The following is an 18,811-nucleotide window of genomic DNA, read 5'->3' as shown; positions in this document are numbered from 1 at the left end:
TATATCATGAAAAAAAATAAACGACTAACTCTATTATAATCCACAAAATTTATCACGAATTCGTACATTATACTTATTAATGTTGATGCACTTATTCATAGGATGGATTCATGAAGCTATCTCTTTCAAAGGGGTGGATTTTTTCTTACAAAAACTATTTATCAGCTTTTTATTAAATCCTTCTAATTTAACAATCGTATTTATTAGCGTTTCATTATACATACCAAGATGACCTTTTACCATTTCAAATAATCGCTATAAAATAAGGCTAAAAAACTTATCTTCAAAGTTCTTTAGCCTAAATCACTTATTTACACATTAAAAAATATAATTCGTACAACGGTACCTTTACCAACTTCTGAATGAATTTCTACACGATGCCCTAATTGTTTCGTAATTTCATATACAAGATATAACCCCATTCCAGTTGATTCTTTAAAATCTCTACCATTTTCTCCTGTAAAGAACGGTTTAAATACTCTTGGTAAATCTTGCTTCGGTATCCCGACGCCACTATCGGCTATTTCAAGTACAACAGTATTACCTTCCTTACATGCTTTCACTTTAATCTTTTCTCTACTACCTGATGAGTATTTAATTGCATTCGATATAATTTGTCCAATTAAAAATTGTAACCATTTCGCATCACTTTCTACAGTAATACCCTTATCAATTTCAAGCTCTGGATATACGAAATTCCGGATAAAAAAGCGTTTATGTTCATGTACAGAATGATTCACTATTTTATGTAGTTGTACTCTTTCCACATAAAAATCTTGTGTAAATGCCTCTAAACGTGCGACATACAGTGCCATCTCTAACCCCTTTTTCAGCCGATCTGTTTCCTCATTAATACTTTCAAAACGCGAATCCACTTCATCCTGTGTAATTAATTCTATTACAGATAGAGGTGTTTTCATTTGATGAATCCACTGATTCATAAAGGTTAATTGATCATTATTTTTTCTCTCTTGTAATTGCAGCTGATTTTGATAATGACGATATTGTGCATCAAGTAAATCTTGGAGAGCAGTAGATACAACTGCAAAATCAGATTTTTGAACGGATTCATCCAAAGATTGCAATGGATTTGCTAAACGCTCATAAAAAGAACGATGTGTAAAATAACGAAATATTAAGTAGCTTACCATAAAAAAAGCACCTAAAAACATTGCATATAATGCTGTTGTAATATGATTATGTCCATCAAACCAATATACGAGGAATATGGCTAGTAGTTGGAGCACTGTAAAACAAATAAGTGGTATATGGTCACGTATAAACAGCCTTATCATTTTTCCACACCATTTTCCCAAGTAATATGCAACCTATATCCAACACTACGAATTGTTTCAATCGCATCCTCAATATGTAATGTTTTTAACTTTTTACGCACACGTGTTGTATTTACACTTAATGTATTATCATCAACGTAAGATTCACTATCCCATAACTTATTAAGCAACACTTCTCTACTCACAACACGCGGATAATTTTTCATTAACATTTCTAATAAAATGGCTTCGTTTCTCGTTATATCAATCTCTTGATTTCGCAACTTCAATACAAGCCTTTCGGGATATAAACTAAGTCCTTGTTGCTCAACCATTCGTTCTTCTAGTTTCGGTGCATAATCACCGTAAGCACGTCTTAAATGGCTACGAATTTTTGCCATTACAACTTCATAATGAAAAGGCTTCGGAATAAAATCATCGCCACCATTTTCTAACGCCATAACCTGATCCATCGTACCTTCACGGGCCGAGATAAATAAAATTGGACATGTGGAAACTCCGCGAATTTGACGACACCAATAGTAACCGTCAAAGCTTGGTAAATTAATATCTAATAAAACTAACTCTGGTTGTTCTTCTAAAAATATGTCTAACACATTTTGAAAATCCGATATTACAATTCCTTGGTAACCGTATTTCGCAACATAAGTTGATAATAGCTCCGCAATTTTCATATCATCTTCAACAATCATAATTTTGACCATTCTTAAACTCCTTTTAATTCACAATCTCAAATATACTTATACAAAGTAAATACTACCTCTTTTTATTTCATCCGTAAATTAAAAAAGGATACTTTTAAAAAACAGCATCCTTCTTCTAGTATTCTTATTTAATATTAAATTTACTCCAATTAAAACCTAGCTTTTCCGCATATTCCATTCCTAGTTCCATCCGCGTCGTTTTTAGTGGATCCACAACTTGGCAAAATTTTAAATTACCCGCTGCTGATAATAAAAGAGTTGCATCTGCTTTAGACATTTCTAATTCCTCATGTAAAAATGTCACCATATTATGTACAGCACGATTCACTGCATCGTCTAACAATTTCTCTGAAGCAATCGTCATTACTTTTTCTTTTTGGATAACCATTGGTAGTGGCCATTTCTTTCCTTTTATAATCTGAACTGTTACCGTCACCTCACCAGCAACCTCTACTCCACTAACACCAATTTCACCATCACCCATCGCTGCATGTAAATCGCCTAATGCTAATAGAGCACCAGGAACATTTACAGGTAATAACAATGTTGTCCCTTCTTTTATCTCTTTACAGTCCATATTTCCGCCATGGTCATGCGGTGTTCCACAGGAAATACTCTCCTCTTTCGGCGCAGTACCAATCACACCGATCATTGGATTAATCGGAATTTGCAGTTCATTTGAAAACAAAACATGTTTATTATGTATTGGGACGATTTTCACTGTATTTTCATTTAGCACTTCACCCATTACACCGAGGTTCGCACCTGTAGTTAAAACACCCTGCTCTGCAATTTTAATCTTTTCAATCGTTACGGCCAATATATCATCCGGTTCTGCACCTGTAATATATACAGGCCCAGTCGCTGGATTAATTCGGTTCCAATCTAATTCTTGGAACACAACATCTTCAGAATCAATTTGGTTTTCAAAGCAATCATATGTTTCAAATACAAGACGGCTCCCAATTTCCACTTCCATACACGGCTTATTTTCTGGTGACATTGCGTAAATAATGTCATCTTTATGAATTCGATACATAATACCTCTCCCCTTTTCTATTTATCTACTATTACTAATTAACTTTTTTTATACAAACTCCTATTAAAATCAAATATTATTTTTATGTAAAAAAGCACGTAGCTTATTTTATAACATACACTCTTTACTATAACAGAAAGGTGGTATCACTATGCCCCTTATTCCATATAACGAAAGCGATGTTGATTTACTAGCTCGTTTAATTCGTGCTGAAGCTGAAGGAGAAGGCCGACAAGGTGAACAGCTTGTTGGCTGCGTTGTTGTGAATCGTGTATTTTGCGATTGCTTAGATTTCAAACAACTCCGTACCGTTCGTGATGCTGTATATCAAAGCCCCGGTGGATTTGAAGCGGTACAATATGGATATTTTTATCAACGCGCTCGTGAGTCAGAAAAAGAAATTGCAAGAAAGGTTTTACAAGGTGAATGGCGCTGGCCAGCACGATGGGCTCTTTGGTATTTCCGTCCAGTTGGAGCTTGCCCACCTGAATGGTATAATCAGCCGTTTGTAGGGCAATTTAAAAGCCATTGTTTTTATGAGCCAAGTGGTGATGAATGTCCAAAACTGTATACACGGTAGTAAAATTTACAACGCAAGCACTTAGATCTTTGAGTACTTGCGTTGCTTTTAGCTATATATTAGAAATCTAATAAAGTGATGACTTTTTTGATGCCTACCACATGTATTAATAACGGTATACGTGGGCCACTTGATTGATTCATAACGAGCCTATATATAATGGTGAATAATAGCTTTTGATTTCCTTTCATTATTTTTTTATTTTCATGATGACAAATCGTATACAGTTGCTCCATTAAATTAGAATATTCTTTATTAGAACGAAGTGTTTTACAAACTTCTTCCACCCAGTTTTTCTGTCTATCTTCTAATGTGTTATAAAACTCCGTATTCTTCTCTTTATTTACCGTAATCAATTTTTCAGATTGAAAATTTCTTATCCAATACTCTGCACGATTACTTATCGCAATCATTTCAGGTAATGCATAACTCCTATCTATTTTCTCTAATATATTTTGTAAAATAGAGGAATCAAAATTTAATAGTGGTAAAGTACTTGCAACTTGATTAAACTTTGGATATTCTTTGAATCGGTTATCAACTCTAGAAAGTTTAATTGCATCAAATAAATCTTCATTTTTTAGTGCTTCATTTTCATAACTATCTTTCAATCGTTCATACTCTGTATAATTTCGGATCACATCTTCATCAAGACCTATATGAAAAGCTGCGCCTGGCCTATATTTTGCAAACATAAAAAGAATTACTTCTGGTACATACACTTTTAATAAGTCGCTAGGTGTAATGCTATTTCCTGAAGAACTAGACATTTTTTCATGATTACCTTTAAGACCAATGAAATCATAAACAACGTAATAAGGCGCTTCACGATTGAATATCTCCCTTACAATTTCTTTTGATACATTGTAACTACCTGTTTCCGATGAATGATCTCTTCCGCCGGGTTCAAAAATAACATCCTCTATCATCCATCTCATCGGCCAATCAATTTTCCAATTCAGTTTCATTTTATTTGTATTTACTACCGATAATTCATTTTCATTTCCGCATTCACATGCATACCGTACTGTTTCTAATACTTCATCAAATTGTGTAATCGTTGTTGCATCTTTCCCGCACCTCTCGCAATATAACGTAACTGGATAAAATTTTTCTCTATCTTCTTCAAAGTGAACTCCTGTTTTAAAACGCATTAAAATATCATATATTTCTTTTCTTTTATGCAAAGCCTCTAATATATTGCCATTATACCTTCCGCTTCTATATTCAGCATGTTGATATATGAATTCCACTTCAATCCCAAATGCTTGAAGCGATTTCTCAAACTCTTTTTCAAAATGCTCTGCATATGAGTTATGACACCCATGCGGATCAGGGATATCACAGTACGGCATACCAATGTATCTTGCAAAAGATGGATCAATATTTTTAGGAACTTTTCTAAACCTGTCATAATCATCCCATGAAAAGATAAAACGAGTCTTTTTCCCTAAATTTTGCAGAGCTCTTACAACAAAATAAGTCGTTACTATTTCACGGAAGTTTCCAATGTGAACAGAACCAGATGGACTAATTCCAGATGCACAAACAAAAGTTTCTTTATTTGGATGTTTTCTAATTAATTCATGTGCTACTTCATACGCCCAATGCATATGTCACTCACCTCAATTATTTTTTGTTTTCACATTTTCAGTTTTATACAACAAAAAAACTCCCACCCCCAAGATTATTCATCTTGAGGACGAGAGTTATTAGCTTCGCGGTACCACCTCAGTTTGTTAATACGTCACCATATTAACCTTTTCAGGTACGGCAAAATATGCTTATACCCTATCTCTATAACGGGAGAACCCGTCGCACCATCCCTAAATAAATTAGTTCCTTGCGTAGCTCCAAGTCTTTTTTCATTAAGATGTATACCGCTCTTTCTCAGCTACCAGAGCTCTCTGTACGTATTCTTTCTTAACTACTCTTCTCTTCCATGCCATTTTAAATGTTGATTTTTACATATGATAATTTATTACACGTTTATTGTCAAATTTTTCTGAACGGTAATACATTACATATAATTATCTAAAAAAATGTTTTATCGCTTCTAATTGAATCTTGTGGCTACATTCATCACAACAATATATCCCTTTCGATTTCTCTTTAAACCGCTTATATTGTTCACTACCTTCATATACTCGGAATATATTTTTACAAGAAAAGCAAACAACCTCATAAAACATCATATGCATTTTCCTCTCTGTGTTTATACACTTTTTTAATATGAGAAGGTCTGTTTTCTACATTGCAAATCTTAAGATTCTCTCGCTAAAAGGTTTACCTCTATTTTTATCGAATTATATAAATATCTTATAATGCGAGGTGAACATCTTGTTTAGTAATATAGAATTAGTTTTAGATGCTAAAGCAACTTTAGCTGAAGGACCATGTTGGAATGAAAAAAAGCAACTTTTATATTGGGTTGATATTATGGAGAAAACATTATGCATCTATAATCCCACTAACAATACAAACCGGGTAATTGCCCTTAATCAGCAAATCGGCTGTGTTGTTCCATATGTAGAGGATGTAGTACTTTTAGCAATGGAAAACGGATTTTACTCTCTTAACCTGAAAACAGAAAAACTGACACATATTTATGATCCTGAACCACATTTAGTAGAAAATCGTTTTAATGATGGGAAATGTGATCCAGCTGGTCGCTTCTGGGCGGGTACTACTGATTTAAATGGAATAAATGCTGCAGGTTCCTTATATTGTTTATATAATAATTTGAGCGTTGAGAAAAAAGTTTCATATGTAAATACATCAAATGGAATCGCTTGGTCACCTGATCATACATACCTTTATTTTATTGATACACCTACTAAAAAAGTAGTTCGTTTTCATTATGATATACGTACTGGAGAAATTAGTAATCCAACTGATGTTATCCTTTTTCCTGAAAATGATGGTTTACCTGATGGGATGACAATCGATGAAGAAGGTTGCTTATGGATTGCACATTGGGGTGGTTCGAAGATTACTAGATGGAATCCTTTGACTGGAGAACAAATATTAAGTGTTCCAATTCCTGCCTTATATGTAACGTCGTGTACATTTGGAGGCCCTAATTCAACTGACTTATATGTTACAACAGCCAGAACAAGAATGACGGATGAAGAATTAAAAAAGTACCCACATGCTGGTGGTATCTTTCGAATTCAAACGAATATAAAAGGCTGTCCTACCTATTCATTTTGCAGTGAACATATTGGAGCTGAAACAATATGAATCGTATCGATTACATAAGACAAGAAGAAAAGAAATATCATGACCTTTGTTATGAACAATATAAACTATTTGAGACTGGATCTTGGCTTTACAAACCAGTTAAAACAGTTATGGACATGATGGACTATTTCGAAAGACAAAACAACTTGCAAGTACTTGACCTCGGATCTGGCGTTGGAAGAAATAGTATTCCAATTGCACAAAAGATAAAAAATTGTAGCGGCACTGTTACTTGTGTCGATTTACTTCATTCTGCTTTAACAAAGTTACAAGTTTATAGCAAAGTACATGGAGTATTTGGAATAATAAAAACGGAACAAATAGCAATTGAAAACTACGATATTCCTCCTAACACTTATGACTATATCGTTGCAGTATCAAGTTTAGAGCATGTTAAATCAGAAGAAGATTTAACAAACGTGCTCCATTCTATGAAAAAAGGGACAAAAAACGGCGGTATTAATTGTTTAATTATTAACTCTAACATACAAGAAATTGATTTAAAAACGAATGAAGAATTAGAAGCTTTAATTGAAATTAATCTCCCAACCGAAGAAATGATACGTCTATTAAAAAGTATTTATAAAGGATGGAAAGAAGTAAAAGTTGAAATAAAAGAATTAGCTTTTGATATAGTTCGAAATGAAAGACACATTCAATTAAAAACAAATGCTATTACTTTTGTCGTTCAGCAATAATCGTATAAAAAGAGAAGAATATTTCTCCCGGACTCATTTTTATTATACGAAATTTGTATATTTAAATATTTATGAAACAAAACGAAAAAACCATGCTTTGACGTTGTCTATCTAAAGCATGGTTCCTATTCGAGATACTATAAACTACTCAATTATTAAGAGAATTCATTAACTGGAAGAAATAATCAGGTTCATGAGTCTTATGTAAGTTATACCATGAATGAAGTGTATCCGGTGCAAGTACATCCAATTTTTTCAGTACTTCCATTGCGAACTCCAGAGGGGCTACTCCAGATGCAGTAATGAGATTTTGGTCAGATGCTACAGGTCCCATTTCATACAAATTTTCTCCATTATAATTCGGGCAAACCATTTTCATATAATCTAAACTATTACTTGTATGCTTTCTATCATCTAAGAATTCGTAATTTGCAAGCCCTATAGTTGCACCGCAAATCGCAGCAACAATTACGCCCGTCTTTAAAGCTTCATCAACTTTTTGCAAAATAGGTTTATGTATATTTTCACTCCAAGTATTTCCTCCAGGTAAAATTAATAGATCGTTACTCTCAAACACACATTCATCTAGGAAAATATCTGGCTTTATATTCAAGCCTCCCATTGAAATAACCGTTTCTTTATTTACTCCTACTGTAATTACTTTTAAAGGCGCTAAACCTTTTTTGAAATATCTTCCTGTATTCAGTTCAGCAATTAAATGTCCGTATTCCCAATCTGACATCGTATGAAATACATATAAATAAGCTTTTCTTGTTTGCATTCAATAACACTCCGTTCAAGTACTTTATTCTCTATTACAGCACAACTATTAATTTCAACAAGTGCTACATTAAGTTTAACATTATATTCTATATTTATGGTTTAAAATTCCAAATAGAATACCCATAAAAATCTATTATCACATAAATAAAAGAGCACTCGTTTCCGCAAGTGCTCTTTTCGGGGATTTTGAGATATCCTATTAACGAAAGTTAAGGTTACTTAAAGTTAAGAGGTATTTATAATATATGCTCGTCCTCTTTATTGGTTCATATTCAACATATAGAGATTGTTAGTAATGCTTACAATTCTTTATTTATTGTTCTTTCTTACATTTTATGATTAAAAAATTGATTGAAGGCTTATTTTCCATGTTCTTATTTGGTTCGTCAATTTCCGAAACTTGTACTAGTCCATATTCATTAAAATCATGTTTTATAGATTCAGAATCATAGAAGAACATTTTTACACCTTCCATTATCTCAAAATAATCTTGGTCCAACTGTTTCCCTTTTCCGTACATTGGCGCTTTTTTAGAAACCGTTGTAAAAACCATATATCCGCCTGGTTTTAACTGATTATAACAATCTTTAATAAATTTCTCACGCTCATGCTTATTCAACAAATGAAGAAGTGCATGACTAAATATCCCATCATAAAGATTGTTATCAAAAGGCATATCATTTACTGAACCGTGATACATACTAATATTTTCTAGTCCGTTTTGCTTTGCTAAATCGATGGCTGTTTTTGAAATTTCAATACCTGTTACATTTATCCTATTATCAATAAAAACCTTTGCATTTCTTCCATATCCAATACCCGGAACTAATATATCCTTAACGTTCTTTTCAAGAAAAAAATCTTTCGTCATAATTGCGGATTCTGTAGGTTCAAATCCCCACATCGTTTGTTTTTCAATAAAACTTGATTCCCAAAATTCCATTATGTATCTATCTCCTTATTTTCAATCCATTTTTAGTATCAAAGTAAAGGCAAATTTTTTGTATTGTTAGTATATAGTTTTTTCTTCTATTCATACGACTTACCTTAGTCATCGTAGCCCCATTGAATATAGCATAATAATAAGCCTATATCTATTATAAATATTGGTTAAAAATCTCCCCTATTTTATTAATCCTTACGTTTATAGAAAATAAAAAAACAGCCAATATTTTTATTGTAGTATTGGCTGTTTCTCATGAAAAATTATCTTTTTATATTGTACTGATCTAATACTTTTTCTAACATTTCTAAAGTTATTGGTTGTGCTTGTTTTATTAATTGATAGCCAATACGCCCATTCGGTTCCGCTGTAACTTGCTGTAAACGCTTTACATCATGGATCCCTTTTTCTCTTAATTGCATATAAAGTTGTTGTTCTGACATTTTTGCTCGTATCAAATTTGCTTTTACAATCTTTCCGTTTTCAACAATTACAATGCTACTTCCATTTAGAAATTGCTCCACCTTCCTTGATTTCAATTCAAAGAAATGAATGATAAGTAGAATGCTCGAAAATATGATAGCGGCAAAGATAGATGGAACTACTTTCCTACTTAATACAGGTTCTACAATAATACGTCCAATTGATACAACTATAATTATTTCAGCTCTCGTCATTTGGCTAACAGATGTACTACCTGTCATTTTTAAAACAATAATTCCAGTAAGGGTTAAAATAATACTTTCCCAAATTATATTCATAATAGCCCAATCCTTTAATGGTGAATGTTATTAGCATTCCCATTAAAGGATTATTTTACATACTTATCAAATTTTTAAATCCTTCAGACCATGATGGAAATAAAGGTGTCCATCCATACTCTTTACGTGCCTTATAATTTGAGGCTCCTCTTTCCCAACTATTTTTCCCAGCTTGAGCTTTAGGAGCCGGTGCCCCAATTGCAGCTGCGTATATTGGTAACCATTCTTTACTAGTTGCTGGGGAATCATCAACAATATTTACGATTCCTGGAGGCCAATTAAGAGCTAACATAGTTGCTCTAGCGGCATCTTCGACATGTATAAAAGAGCTTATCCCATCTGTTGCAATCATTTCATTATTACGAACTTGATTTGCAATTAAGCCGTTTTCCGCATACCATGTTCCCGCTCCGTATAGTGTACCGTAACGAAGAATAATCGATTCTGGTAACTCAGAAACAGCTGATTCTAATTTTAATATGCCCTTAACAGTGATTTGCCGAGGCATAGGAGCAGTAATATGTAGTGAATCTTTTTCTGTCGCAAATGTATCCCCTGCTTCATACGCCCATGAAATACTTTGAGCGATTATTTTCTTTACCCCTATATTTTTTGCGGCATCGACAAGGTTACGAGTGCCTTTTGTTCTAATTTTTGCATTATCCTCAAAATTCCATGTAGACAATGACGTTAATTGATGTATAACTACATCGGGAGTTGTTTCTTCCAATACAGAAAATACAGCCTGTCGATTAAACACATCGGCTATTACTGGTATAGCACCAATTTTCTTCATTGCTTCTACTTGTAATTCATTACGAATCATTGCAAATACCGTATGCCCCTCTTTTATTAACATAGGTAATAAAGAACGTCCTATAACACCCGTTGCACCTGCTACAAATATTTTCATATATGTTCCTCCTCATTTAGTAATCATAAATGTGACGAAACAGATGTGAGGTTTGTGACAAATATTTTCTCTATTTTTTCGTTATTCATATGAAACATATACTTTTGTTTAATTACCCCTGATCTCAATTCTTCAAAACATTGTGTGAGTGAAGTATAATATATTTCATGTGGATGTTTTATCCAAATTTTAAGCTATAACGTTGGCTAGCACCCAGCAGTGATAACATGATAATTGAATTTGATGGATATGGAATAAATGAGTATGTTATTGGCCATAACTGTTCTATTAACGAATTAATAACAATGTATTTAAATATAAAAAATGAAGAGATATCTAATGAGGACCTTCTAAGCTTATTTTGTGTACGATATCAATACGAAAAAATCCCAAAATTATTACAAGAAGACGTCATAAGCGATGTTGTCATCGATTTAGATACAGACTATATTTATACACCTAATAGATAACAGTAAGCTAGATTGAATGATTAGAATTTACGATTCAGCTAAGTGTTTAATAAAATAAGTAATTGCCCAAATTAATGTCGCAAATTGAGTGACAAAATACATTGTCCATTCGAAACCACTCAATTTTCTCTCTCGTTTAATCTTTTTTAAATATCTGTAAAATATAAATGTACTTAAAAACATAAGGAACAAAGATAATTGCTGTAAATCATCGACTATACGTACCGCCATAGACTCCATCACCCTCCTATTCAAAATAAAAGCTATATTTTAAGGATATCATTTATTGGTATCTTTTTCCGTGTAGTGCACTTATGTCATACACAAAAAGAGCACTTAACTATTGAGTGCTCTAAAAAATTATCAATTTTGATTTAACATACTCACCTTGCATTGGTTTAAAATGATTCTTCTTACTTTTTATACTCTATCTTTATTACTTTTGGTATATGTTCATTATCATATTTTCTCGTATAAATTCCGCCATCTGGAGTAACCACTTGTAACGCAATTTCACCACAAACACCATGTGGTATCTCAAATTCACCTTGTGCATTTGAAATACTACGTTCCTCACTTTCAATAGAATCTTCATAAATTTTCACATTAGATATAGGTTCGTTATTTTGATCTACGATAATACCTCTTGAATATTTTGCAACTGCTATGCACTGATCATCATCTATATAATATTTAATAACTACCATTGCTCCAATACCTAAATACATACAAACAAGGTTATTATTTTCCCTCTCACAATAAACCTCCTTATTCGTATTATTCTTTTTTAAATTGAAAATCTAGACGTGCCGATTGCTTTACTTCCTCGATTACTTTGCGAATTCCTTCTTCAATCTTATCTTCTTTTACATTCGATACGTTTAACTTTAACAATCTCTCTTTAGGAAAACCTTTGACGTAATTTTTATCAATAGAATCAATATTTATTTGAATGTCACTCAATTTCTCAAAAAACATTTCCGAAATACTTGTTTTATGTATTTCTAAACAAGTATGAATTCCTATCGTACTATGCTTTTTATATGTAAATAAAAGTGGGTTTTCATTTTGCAATTTTTCTAATATTTCTGCTAGTTTTTTTGATCTATCGTAATAGGAAGATTTAATTTTATTTTTATGGCGTTCGAACATGCCACTCTTTATATAAATTTCTAATGCAGCTTGGGATATCATTGGACTATCGATATCTAAAATCTTTTTATATTTATGAAAAGCATTTGCAATAGCTGGTGGAATAACCGCCACACCGACTCGTAAACCAGGAAAAATAATCTTCGAATAACTTTTCAAATATATGACATGATTACAATTATGTAAGCTATATAAAGGATCTGCTTTTGAATCATTTTCTAAATCTGCTAAATAATCATCTTCCACTATAAATACATTATACTTCTTAGCCAATAGTACGATTTTTTCTTTCTCATCTTTAGAATAAGAAGTTCCAAGTGGATGATGATATCTTGGTATCGTATAAAAAAATTTTATTTTTCCTGTTCGAAATATACGTTCCAACTCATTCAAGTCGATACCTTCATTCGTACGTTTAATACCTATTACAGGAATTTTATTTATTTCTAGATATTCAATATATAGATGATAGGTTGGCTGTTCAATTAATATCGTTTCATTTTCATTCGGAAATGGTATAGATGTTAATATAGCAAGCGCTTGCTGTACACCTGACGTTATAAAAATATTTTCTTCTTTTGTGAAAACTTGATAGTTTGTCAGCTGTTTTTGAATAACTGGAATTAGAGTTGGTAAACCTTTCGGCGTTCCATATATGAACAAGTCGTTTTTATATGTATCAATGGCCTTATTAATACAATGTTGAAAATCTAAATACGGAAACACATCTGGATCTGGTGCTGAGGAAGCAAAATCAATTATCTCGTTAGTTTCTATGATACTCCCGGATTTCTTAACAACGTAGTATCCACTTTGAGGGACGGAATAAATAATATGACGCTTTTCTAATTCATGAAGTGCACGTATAACTGTCGCCTTATTACATTCATATTGCGTAACTAAAGCCCGAATAGACGGTAATTTTTCCCCTTCTTTTACCTCTCCATTTTGAATCATACTTTCTAAGTCGTTTAAAACATGTAAATACTTATACATCATTACCACCTCAACCTTTAATTTGTACCGGTACAGTTTGTATTTGTTCACATTGTAGCACTAGATCAGAAAGATTACTATGTACGTATACTGGCCAGTAAGAAATCAACTACTATGAGGTGAAATTATGAAACATACAACAAAGGCATATTTATCAGCATTACTCTATTCATTTATTATTGGATTCTCCTTTATGTTTGTGAAATTAGCATTAACAGTTACGAGCCCCCTTGATACTCTTGCTCATCGTTTTACAATTGCTTTCGTAGCTGCAAGCATTCCCGTTATTTTCGGTTTTGTAAAGTTAAATATATCGTTTAAAAACATACTTGCCCTTTTACCAATTGCAATATTTTATCCAGCACTATTTTTTGCTTTCCAAGCGTTTGGCTTAGTGTATACAAGCTCATCTGAAGCTGGAATTATCCAAGCGGCAATTCCTATATTTACGATGATATTAGCTTCTTATTTTTTAAAAGAATATACGAATATATGGCAAAAAATCTCTGTTTTCATTTCTGTCATCGGTGTCGTTTATATATTTATCATGAATGGTTTAGGGGCTCATGAAACTAGTCTCATCGGTGTTATTCTTATTCTGTTATCGGCATTATCATCTGCTTGCTATAATGTGTTAGCTCGAAAAATGACAAAGAATTTCAGGCTAATGGATCTAACTTACACAATGACAGCGATTGGTTTTATTAGTTTTAATGTAATTGCTATCACTAGCCATATAAACAAAGGTACATTAACTATATTCTTTAAGCCATTTATGAATGGAACATTTCTTATTTCCATTTTATATTTAGGATTACTATCTTCTTTACTGACCGCATTGTTATTAAACTATTCATTATCTTATATTGAAGCAGCTAAAATAAGTGTTTTCAGCAATTTATCTACACTTATTACCATTATCGCAGGAGTTGCATTCTTACATGAACAAATCGCATACTACCATATCATCGGCACAATTCTGATTGTTCTTGGAGTAGTGGGCACAAACTTTTTAGGAAAAAAAGGGATTGTAATAAAGAAAAAGAATACTTCCTTAAGTAAATAAAAAGTGAGGGATATATAATGCAGCGCGTAAATACGATTGATATTAGTAATATACTTGAATTGGAACAAGCTCTTTCAACTTTAATAAATAAAAAGATTTCTTCAAAACTAGACCTTGAACACTGGTTAAAAGAACAATCTACATTAATTTGGGAAATCGAAGAACAATTACGATTACACTATATCGCCTTTCAAAGTAATACAGATAATAAAGAAATAAAAGATACTTTTGAACATGATCAACAATTTGTAAAGCCACTTTTAAAACGTTATCAAAATTTATTTAATAATAAATACTTACAGTCACCATTTCGAATGGAATTAGATTCTAAAGTATATGGTTTATTAGATGTAAAAATAAAAAATGCTCAAACTTTATTTTGCGAGGAAAATATCGAATTAGAAATTAAAGAAGACCAATTAGTAACAGAGTACTTTGAAATTACAGGAGGACTAAGTGGAAATTGGGACGGCGAAGAAAAAACGATAACGGAATTACAATCCTATTTACAAAATCCGAATCGTGACATCCGTAAAAAAGCAAAAACAATTATTTCTGAACAGTTTTTATCTGTTGAAAAAGAACTCCAAAGCATCTTAAATACATTAATTAACATTCGCCACCAAAAAGCAAAAAACATTCAAGTAGAGAATTATCGTGATTATATGTTCAAAAAATATGAGCGTTTTGATTATACAGCGAAAGATTGCTATGAACTAGCCGAATCAATACGAGAGTACGTTGTACCACTTAAAGATAAAATATTACAAGAGAAAAAAGAGAAACTACAAGTAGATACGCTTCGCCCATGGGATGTAACAGCTGTAGCACCTGATCAAAAAGTGCTTAAACCAATTGCAAATGAAAAAGATTTAATTGAAAAATGCACTTATATCTTCAATAAACTAGATGTTGAATTTTCAGCTTTATTAAACCAAATGTATACTCATGATTGCTTAGATTTAGGAAGTCGTAAAGGAAAAGCAGCTGGTGGTTTTTGTGAGTACTTACCTGCTTCTCAATTATCTTTTATTTTTATGAACCTAAACTATACACAAGATGATATTATTACTTTCATACATGAAATGGGGCATAGCATTCATAACGAGTGCGTAAAACCATTAGAATTACGACAGTATATAGAAATTCCCGCTGAAACGGCTGAACTAGCTAGTATGACAATGGAAGTATTCACAATAGACTATTGGGATACTTTCTATACAGACAAAGAAGATTTAAAACAAGCAAAAATCAACTACTTTAAAGATGTTATTTCATATTTACCTGTTATGCTTATCGTAGATCAGTTCCAACACTGGCTGTATGAAAACCCTAATCATACTACTGAGGAAAGAAATGAAAAATACTTACAACTTCAAAAACATTATCAGTCTAGCGTCATACATATTGATGGTTACGAAAACTGGATAGCAACGAGTTGGTTGCCAGTACTTCATATTTTTGAAGTACCATTCTATTATATTGAATATGCAATCGCACAACTTGGTGCACTGCAAATGTATAAACAATATAAAGAAAATCCTAAACAAGCACTAAATAATTATAGGAAGGCATTATCACTAGGAAGCTCAAAATCTATAAAAGAAGTGTATGAAGCAGCTGGTATTCGTTTTGATTTCTCTGGTGAAACTATTAAAGAATTAATGACATTTGTAGAAGCAGAGTTAGATTCACTTGAACGTATATAAGTAGAAAGCTGCACCTATATTTTAGGTGCAGCTTTCTTCTTTATTTTATTAATAAGTTCTATGTACTGAGAATCTCCATATCCGATTGCGTGAAAAAGATGGAACAACTTTATTAATAATTCTTGGTTTGATAATTCTTTATTTTTGTAGATGAATTTTGTTACAGCATTATCTTCTTTTAACATTTCTAAATATAACTTTATAGCCTGATACATCACTGGGAGTAAATCCACAGATGGTTTTCTATGGTTTACCAATACCTCTTTGTATACAGAACAATAGTTACCTAACTTAAGTTCAGTTTGACTGACTTTGAATTCATCTTCCCTAAAGCTATTTAAAATCACTCTCCCCTCATAGCCTGACTGCTCAAGATAAGAAAGTATTGTTACTAGGTTCATTTGGCAAAACATATCTTCACCAAACCATAAAACAATACATTCATAATTATTCTTAAAAAACTTTTCTAATGGATCTATAACCTTTTTTATATAATTCTCTACTGAACTATTATGCCCCCTTGCTCTTACTTCAATGAATTCTTCATCGAAAACTTGTGTACTAGTAGCATTTACACACATTGCTTCATTAAATGGGGCATAATCAGACTCTCCCATTAATTTTTCGTTTTTAAATTCTTCATACATAAATTGGCCATTTAATATATTTAGTACGTCTTTATCGAACAGTTCACATTTCCTATTTCGTAACTGCTCAACCTCTATTTTTCTAGAAATATTCATTTTAAACTCCTCTTCTTTATTTATATTGAGTTTAACAAATGATTGAATTGGCATCTTGCTAAGTTGGAAATTTTTTGGGGTTATACCAAAAACAGTTTTAAAAGCTCTACCATAAGCCTCTTGCGAAGAGTAATCGTAATCCATTACAATATCTATTATCTTTCTACCGTTCGTCAATTCCTCCGTAGATAAATACAATCTTCTAAGAAGAACATAACGCCTAATGCTGACACCTGTTACTTGATGAAATTTGAAAGAACAATAATAAGGGGAATATCCCATGTAATGCGATAATTTATCCAATGAGAATGCCTTCCTCAAATTGGCCTCAATCCAATCAATCATTTGCTGTATATACTCATTCATTTACTTCACTCCCCACTAAAAATTATAAGAGGGATACGTTTCTTTTTTTTGATGTTTCTTGTGGTTTATAACACGAACCATTCTCTAAAATCCTTAAATACTTTGTTTTATATTTTTTCAGCTATCTTATTTTGTCATATATTCTATTCACTTTTCAATTTAACTTTAATCATTGTGGAGTGTTCCTACCCTACTAATTATTAACACGTAAATTACAGGATATATCTTTTTAAAGGATTTCATAAAATAAAACACGAATTTTGTAAATTAAGGAACTTTTAGTTTTTAGGTTGAAAAAATTTAAATATAGAGAGGAATTCAAAATGAAGGAATTAGAAAAAGAAATACTCACATTAGTAAACGAACGTTATCCATTACATTTTATTAACATTAAACCCATAACAAACGAAATGTATCAATGTAATACAGTACAAGGGAATTACTTCATTAGAATTACAAACTATAAAACATATGAAGAACAGTTAGAAGAAGTTAAATATACAAACTTTTTATATCAAACTGGATTAGGTGTTCCACCAATCATACCTTCTTTACAGGGGAATTTAGTAGAAAATTTAACATTAGACAAGGAGGTATTTGCTGTAGTTTATAAAGCTGCTCCTGGCATTCACTTACCAAGAAGTGAATGGAATCCCGATGTATTTAAACAATTGGGTCAAGAAATTGGCAAATTACATCTGATATCTCAAGACTTTGAAAGTATTGAACGAGTTAAACATATTAACGCTTGGTATGAAAATGAAGAATATAATTTCCTTAAATATATCCCTAATGAAGAGACTATTATTAGAGAAATTGCATGCGATGTTTTATCTTCCATTAAGAACCTACCAAAAACATCTACGAACTACGGCCTGATCCATGGAGATTTATGGTTAGAAAACATTTTAGTTGATAGCGATTCAAACTTATCCATGATTGATTTTCAAGACTGTGAAAAACACTTTTACATATTCGATTTAGCAGTTCCAATTTATAGTGCAATAGAATATTCATTTGCTGGAAATGGGAATATTGTTGACTATGAGAATTCTATTACAAAAGCGATACTTGACGGGTATCAAGAAGAAAGAGAACTACCTAAAGAAATGATAGACAAGCTTCCGTTGTTTATCAAATTAAAAGAGATATTTGAATATAGTTTAATGCACATGTATTGGAATAAAGAAGAATTAACTGAGAATCAAGTACGGATAATGAATCTTTATAGAATGAAACTTGAAAATAAAGATTCATTAATCAAAATGTAAAGCAAATGTGGTTTAGCTACAATAGTTAAACCACATCCTATATAAGGATAATTACTTACTGGATTTTATTTATTTTTTA

At 32.0% G+C, this 18,811-nt stretch carries 20 protein-coding genes and 1 other annotated feature; of the genes, 7 read left to right on the top strand and 13 right to left on the bottom strand.

What is annotated here, in order from left to right; all coding sequences use genetic code 11:
* Positions 1–311: 311 nt before the first annotated feature.
* The 3 genes from ACUN26_RS09690 to ACUN26_RS09680 all read right to left on the bottom strand — a co-directional run bounded on the left by ACUN26_RS09690 (position 312) and on the right by ACUN26_RS09680 (position 3,038).
* Positions 312–1,295: a sensor histidine kinase gene (locus ACUN26_RS09690; protein ID WP_000620177.1), complete on the bottom strand. Its 984-nt coding sequence runs from the start codon at positions 1,293–1,295 to the stop codon at positions 312–314.
* Complete coding sequence (locus ACUN26_RS09685) at positions 1,292–1,999, bottom strand: response regulator transcription factor (RefSeq protein WP_000239006.1); 708 nt, start codon at positions 1,997–1,999, stop codon at positions 1,292–1,294. The genes ACUN26_RS09690 and ACUN26_RS09685 overlap by 4 nt, the downstream gene beginning before the upstream one ends.
* A gap of 124 nt (positions 2,000–2,123) precedes the next feature.
* On the bottom strand, positions 2,124–3,038 hold the full coding sequence (locus ACUN26_RS09680; RefSeq protein ID WP_000285648.1) for an acetamidase/formamidase family protein: 915 nt from the start codon (positions 3,036–3,038) through the stop codon (positions 2,124–2,126).
* 151 nt (positions 3,039–3,189) lie between these two features.
* Between ACUN26_RS09680 and ACUN26_RS09675 the strand changes: the two genes are divergently transcribed.
* Positions 3,190–3,618, top strand: coding sequence for a cell wall hydrolase (locus tag ACUN26_RS09675; protein WP_001128414.1), 429 nt, complete (start codon positions 3,190–3,192; stop codon positions 3,616–3,618).
* Between the two features lie 59 nt (positions 3,619–3,677).
* Here the strand turns inward: ACUN26_RS09675 and lysS are convergent, their stop codons facing one another.
* Together lysS and ACUN26_RS09665 are read right to left on the bottom strand one after the other, a co-directional pair.
* Positions 3,678–5,231: a lysine--tRNA ligase gene (gene lysS, locus ACUN26_RS09670; protein ID WP_000558627.1), complete on the bottom strand. Its 1,554-nt coding sequence runs from the start codon at positions 5,229–5,231 to the stop codon at positions 3,678–3,680.
* Between the two features lie 82 nt (positions 5,232–5,313).
* Positions 5,314–5,570: a binding site (T-box leader), on the bottom strand.
* A 78-nt stretch (positions 5,571–5,648) separates the two neighbouring features.
* Complete coding sequence (locus tag ACUN26_RS09665; protein WP_044810524.1) at positions 5,649–5,819, bottom strand: DUF2197 domain-containing protein; 171 nt, start codon at positions 5,817–5,819, stop codon at positions 5,649–5,651.
* Between the two features lie 139 nt (positions 5,820–5,958).
* Here ACUN26_RS09665 and ACUN26_RS09660 point away from each other — a divergent pair, with 139 nt between their 5' ends.
* The gene (locus tag ACUN26_RS09660) at positions 5,959–6,861 is read left to right on the top strand and encodes an SMP-30/gluconolactonase/LRE family protein (protein ID WP_000492437.1); all 903 of its coding nucleotides are present in this window, start codon (positions 5,959–5,961) and stop codon (positions 6,859–6,861) included.
* Positions 6,858–7,559: a class I SAM-dependent methyltransferase gene (locus tag ACUN26_RS09655; RefSeq protein WP_001079472.1), complete on the top strand. Its 702-nt coding sequence runs from the start codon at positions 6,858–6,860 to the stop codon at positions 7,557–7,559. The genes ACUN26_RS09660 and ACUN26_RS09655 overlap by 4 nt, the downstream gene beginning before the upstream one ends.
* Before the next feature lie 148 nt (positions 7,560–7,707).
* Here ACUN26_RS09655 and ACUN26_RS09650 read toward each other — a convergent pair whose 3' ends face one another.
* From ACUN26_RS09650 to ACUN26_RS09635, 4 genes are all read right to left on the bottom strand, one after another.
* A complete protein-coding gene (locus ACUN26_RS09650; RefSeq protein WP_001194785.1) occupies positions 7,708–8,340 on the bottom strand; it encodes a type 1 glutamine amidotransferase family protein in 633 nt (210 codons plus the stop codon).
* A 315-nt stretch (positions 8,341–8,655) separates the two neighbouring features.
* Positions 8,656–9,285, bottom strand: coding sequence for a class I SAM-dependent methyltransferase (locus ACUN26_RS09645; protein ID WP_000397622.1), 630 nt, complete (start codon positions 9,283–9,285; stop codon positions 8,656–8,658).
* A 263-nt stretch (positions 9,286–9,548) separates the two neighbouring features.
* Positions 9,549–10,046 (bottom strand): DUF421 domain-containing protein, encoded by a 498-nt coding sequence (locus tag ACUN26_RS09640; protein WP_001021709.1) that lies wholly within the window; start codon positions 10,044–10,046, stop codon positions 9,549–9,551.
* A gap of 55 nt (positions 10,047–10,101) precedes the next feature.
* The gene (locus ACUN26_RS09635) at positions 10,102–10,959 is read right to left on the bottom strand and encodes an NAD-dependent epimerase/dehydratase family protein (RefSeq protein ID WP_000689419.1); all 858 of its coding nucleotides are present in this window, start codon (positions 10,957–10,959) and stop codon (positions 10,102–10,104) included.
* 227 nt (positions 10,960–11,186) lie between these two features.
* Between ACUN26_RS09635 and ACUN26_RS09630 the strand changes: the two genes are divergently transcribed.
* Positions 11,187–11,429, top strand: coding sequence for a hypothetical protein (locus tag ACUN26_RS09630; protein WP_000582705.1), 243 nt, complete (start codon positions 11,187–11,189; stop codon positions 11,427–11,429).
* Positions 11,430–11,456: 27 nt separating this feature from the next.
* On the opposite strand, the gene ACUN26_RS09625 is transcribed toward ACUN26_RS09630, so the two are convergent.
* The 3 genes from ACUN26_RS09625 to ACUN26_RS09615 all read right to left on the bottom strand — a co-directional run bounded on the left by ACUN26_RS09625 (position 11,457) and on the right by ACUN26_RS09615 (position 13,577).
* The gene (locus ACUN26_RS09625; RefSeq protein ID WP_000290881.1) at positions 11,457–11,660 is read right to left on the bottom strand and encodes a hypothetical protein; all 204 of its coding nucleotides are present in this window, start codon (positions 11,658–11,660) and stop codon (positions 11,457–11,459) included.
* 182 nt (positions 11,661–11,842) lie between these two features.
* On the bottom strand, positions 11,843–12,157 hold the full coding sequence (locus ACUN26_RS09620) for a carboxypeptidase regulatory-like domain-containing protein (protein ID WP_002038770.1): 315 nt from the start codon (positions 12,155–12,157) through the stop codon (positions 11,843–11,845).
* Between the two features lie 49 nt (positions 12,158–12,206).
* Positions 12,207–13,577 carry an aminotransferase-like domain-containing protein gene (locus tag ACUN26_RS09615; protein ID WP_000280145.1) on the bottom strand — a complete coding sequence of 457 codons (1,371 nt, stop codon included), beginning with the start codon at positions 13,575–13,577 and terminating at the stop codon, positions 12,207–12,209.
* A gap of 127 nt (positions 13,578–13,704) precedes the next feature.
* Here ACUN26_RS09615 and ACUN26_RS09610 point away from each other — a divergent pair, with 127 nt between their 5' ends.
* Both ACUN26_RS09610 and ACUN26_RS09605 read left to right on the top strand, forming a co-directional pair.
* Positions 13,705–14,643, top strand: a complete 939-nt coding sequence (locus ACUN26_RS09610) for a DMT family transporter (RefSeq protein ID WP_000683318.1) — start codon at positions 13,705–13,707, stop codon at positions 14,641–14,643.
* 17 nt (positions 14,644–14,660) lie between these two features.
* The gene (locus tag ACUN26_RS09605; protein WP_001190004.1) at positions 14,661–16,352 is read left to right on the top strand and encodes a M3 family oligoendopeptidase; all 1,692 of its coding nucleotides are present in this window, start codon (positions 14,661–14,663) and stop codon (positions 16,350–16,352) included.
* 14 nt (positions 16,353–16,366) lie between these two features.
* Here ACUN26_RS09605 and ACUN26_RS09600 read toward each other — a convergent pair whose 3' ends face one another.
* A complete protein-coding gene (locus tag ACUN26_RS09600; protein WP_001008130.1) occupies positions 16,367–17,461 on the bottom strand; it encodes a helix-turn-helix domain-containing protein in 1,095 nt (364 codons plus the stop codon).
* Between the two features lie 323 nt (positions 17,462–17,784).
* Between ACUN26_RS09600 and ACUN26_RS09595 the strand changes: the two genes are divergently transcribed.
* Positions 17,785–18,732, top strand: a complete 948-nt coding sequence (locus ACUN26_RS09595; protein ID WP_000661042.1) for a phosphotransferase enzyme family protein — start codon at positions 17,785–17,787, stop codon at positions 18,730–18,732.
* Positions 18,733–18,811: the final 79 nt, after the last annotated feature.

It is taken from the genome of Bacillus sp. WC2503 (assembly GCF_052682895.1).
This window is presented reverse-complemented; position numbering and strand designations above follow the sequence as displayed.

What these genes read in the sequence shown, in the direction of transcription:
- ACUN26_RS09650 (WP_001194785.1), bottom strand. Translation starts at nt 8,340, where the DNA reads ATGCAAACAAGAAAAGCTTATTTATATGTATTTCATACGATGTCAGAT.
- ACUN26_RS09620 (WP_002038770.1), bottom strand. Translation starts at nt 12,157, where the DNA reads ATGTATTTAGGTATTGGAGCAATGGTAGTTATTAAATATTATATAGAT.
- lysS (WP_000558627.1), bottom strand. Translation starts at nt 5,231, where the DNA reads ATGCATTGGGCGTATGAAGTAGCACATGAATTAATTAGAAAACATCCA.
- ACUN26_RS09645 (WP_000397622.1), bottom strand. Translation starts at nt 9,285, where the DNA reads ATGGAATTTTGGGAATCAAGTTTTATTGAAAAACAAACGATGTGGGGA.
- ACUN26_RS09610 (WP_000683318.1), top strand. Translation starts at nt 13,705, where the DNA reads ATGAAACATACAACAAAGGCATATTTATCAGCATTACTCTATTCATTT.
- ACUN26_RS09640 (WP_001021709.1), bottom strand. Translation starts at nt 10,046, where the DNA reads ATGAATATAATTTGGGAAAGTATTATTTTAACCCTTACTGGAATTATT.
- ACUN26_RS09630 (WP_000582705.1), top strand. Translation starts at nt 11,187, where the DNA reads ATGATAATTGAATTTGATGGATATGGAATAAATGAGTATGTTATTGGC.
- ACUN26_RS09685 (WP_000239006.1), bottom strand. Translation starts at nt 1,999, where the DNA reads ATGGTCAAAATTATGATTGTTGAAGATGATATGAAAATTGCGGAGCTA.
- ACUN26_RS09635 (WP_000689419.1), bottom strand. Translation starts at nt 10,959, where the DNA reads ATGAAAATATTTGTAGCAGGTGCAACGGGTGTTATAGGACGTTCTTTA.
- ACUN26_RS09665 (WP_044810524.1), bottom strand. Translation starts at nt 5,819, where the DNA reads ATGCATATGATGTTTTATGAGGTTGTTTGCTTTTCTTGTAAAAATATA.
- ACUN26_RS09595 (WP_000661042.1), top strand. Translation starts at nt 17,785, where the DNA reads ATGAAGGAATTAGAAAAAGAAATACTCACATTAGTAAACGAACGTTAT.
- ACUN26_RS09605 (WP_001190004.1), top strand. Translation starts at nt 14,661, where the DNA reads ATGCAGCGCGTAAATACGATTGATATTAGTAATATACTTGAATTGGAA.
- ACUN26_RS09680 (WP_000285648.1), bottom strand. Translation starts at nt 3,038, where the DNA reads ATGTATCGAATTCATAAAGATGACATTATTTACGCAATGTCACCAGAA.
- ACUN26_RS09615 (WP_000280145.1), bottom strand. Translation starts at nt 13,577, where the DNA reads ATGTATAAGTATTTACATGTTTTAAACGACTTAGAAAGTATGATTCAA.
- ACUN26_RS09675 (WP_001128414.1), top strand. Translation starts at nt 3,190, where the DNA reads ATGCCCCTTATTCCATATAACGAAAGCGATGTTGATTTACTAGCTCGT.
- ACUN26_RS09655 (WP_001079472.1), top strand. Translation starts at nt 6,858, where the DNA reads ATGAATCGTATCGATTACATAAGACAAGAAGAAAAGAAATATCATGAC.
- ACUN26_RS09690 (WP_000620177.1), bottom strand. Translation starts at nt 1,295, where the DNA reads ATGATAAGGCTGTTTATACGTGACCATATACCACTTATTTGTTTTACA.
- ACUN26_RS09600 (WP_001008130.1), bottom strand. Translation starts at nt 17,461, where the DNA reads ATGAATGAGTATATACAGCAAATGATTGATTGGATTGAGGCCAATTTG.
- ACUN26_RS09625 (WP_000290881.1), bottom strand. Translation starts at nt 11,660, where the DNA reads ATGGCGGTACGTATAGTCGATGATTTACAGCAATTATCTTTGTTCCTT.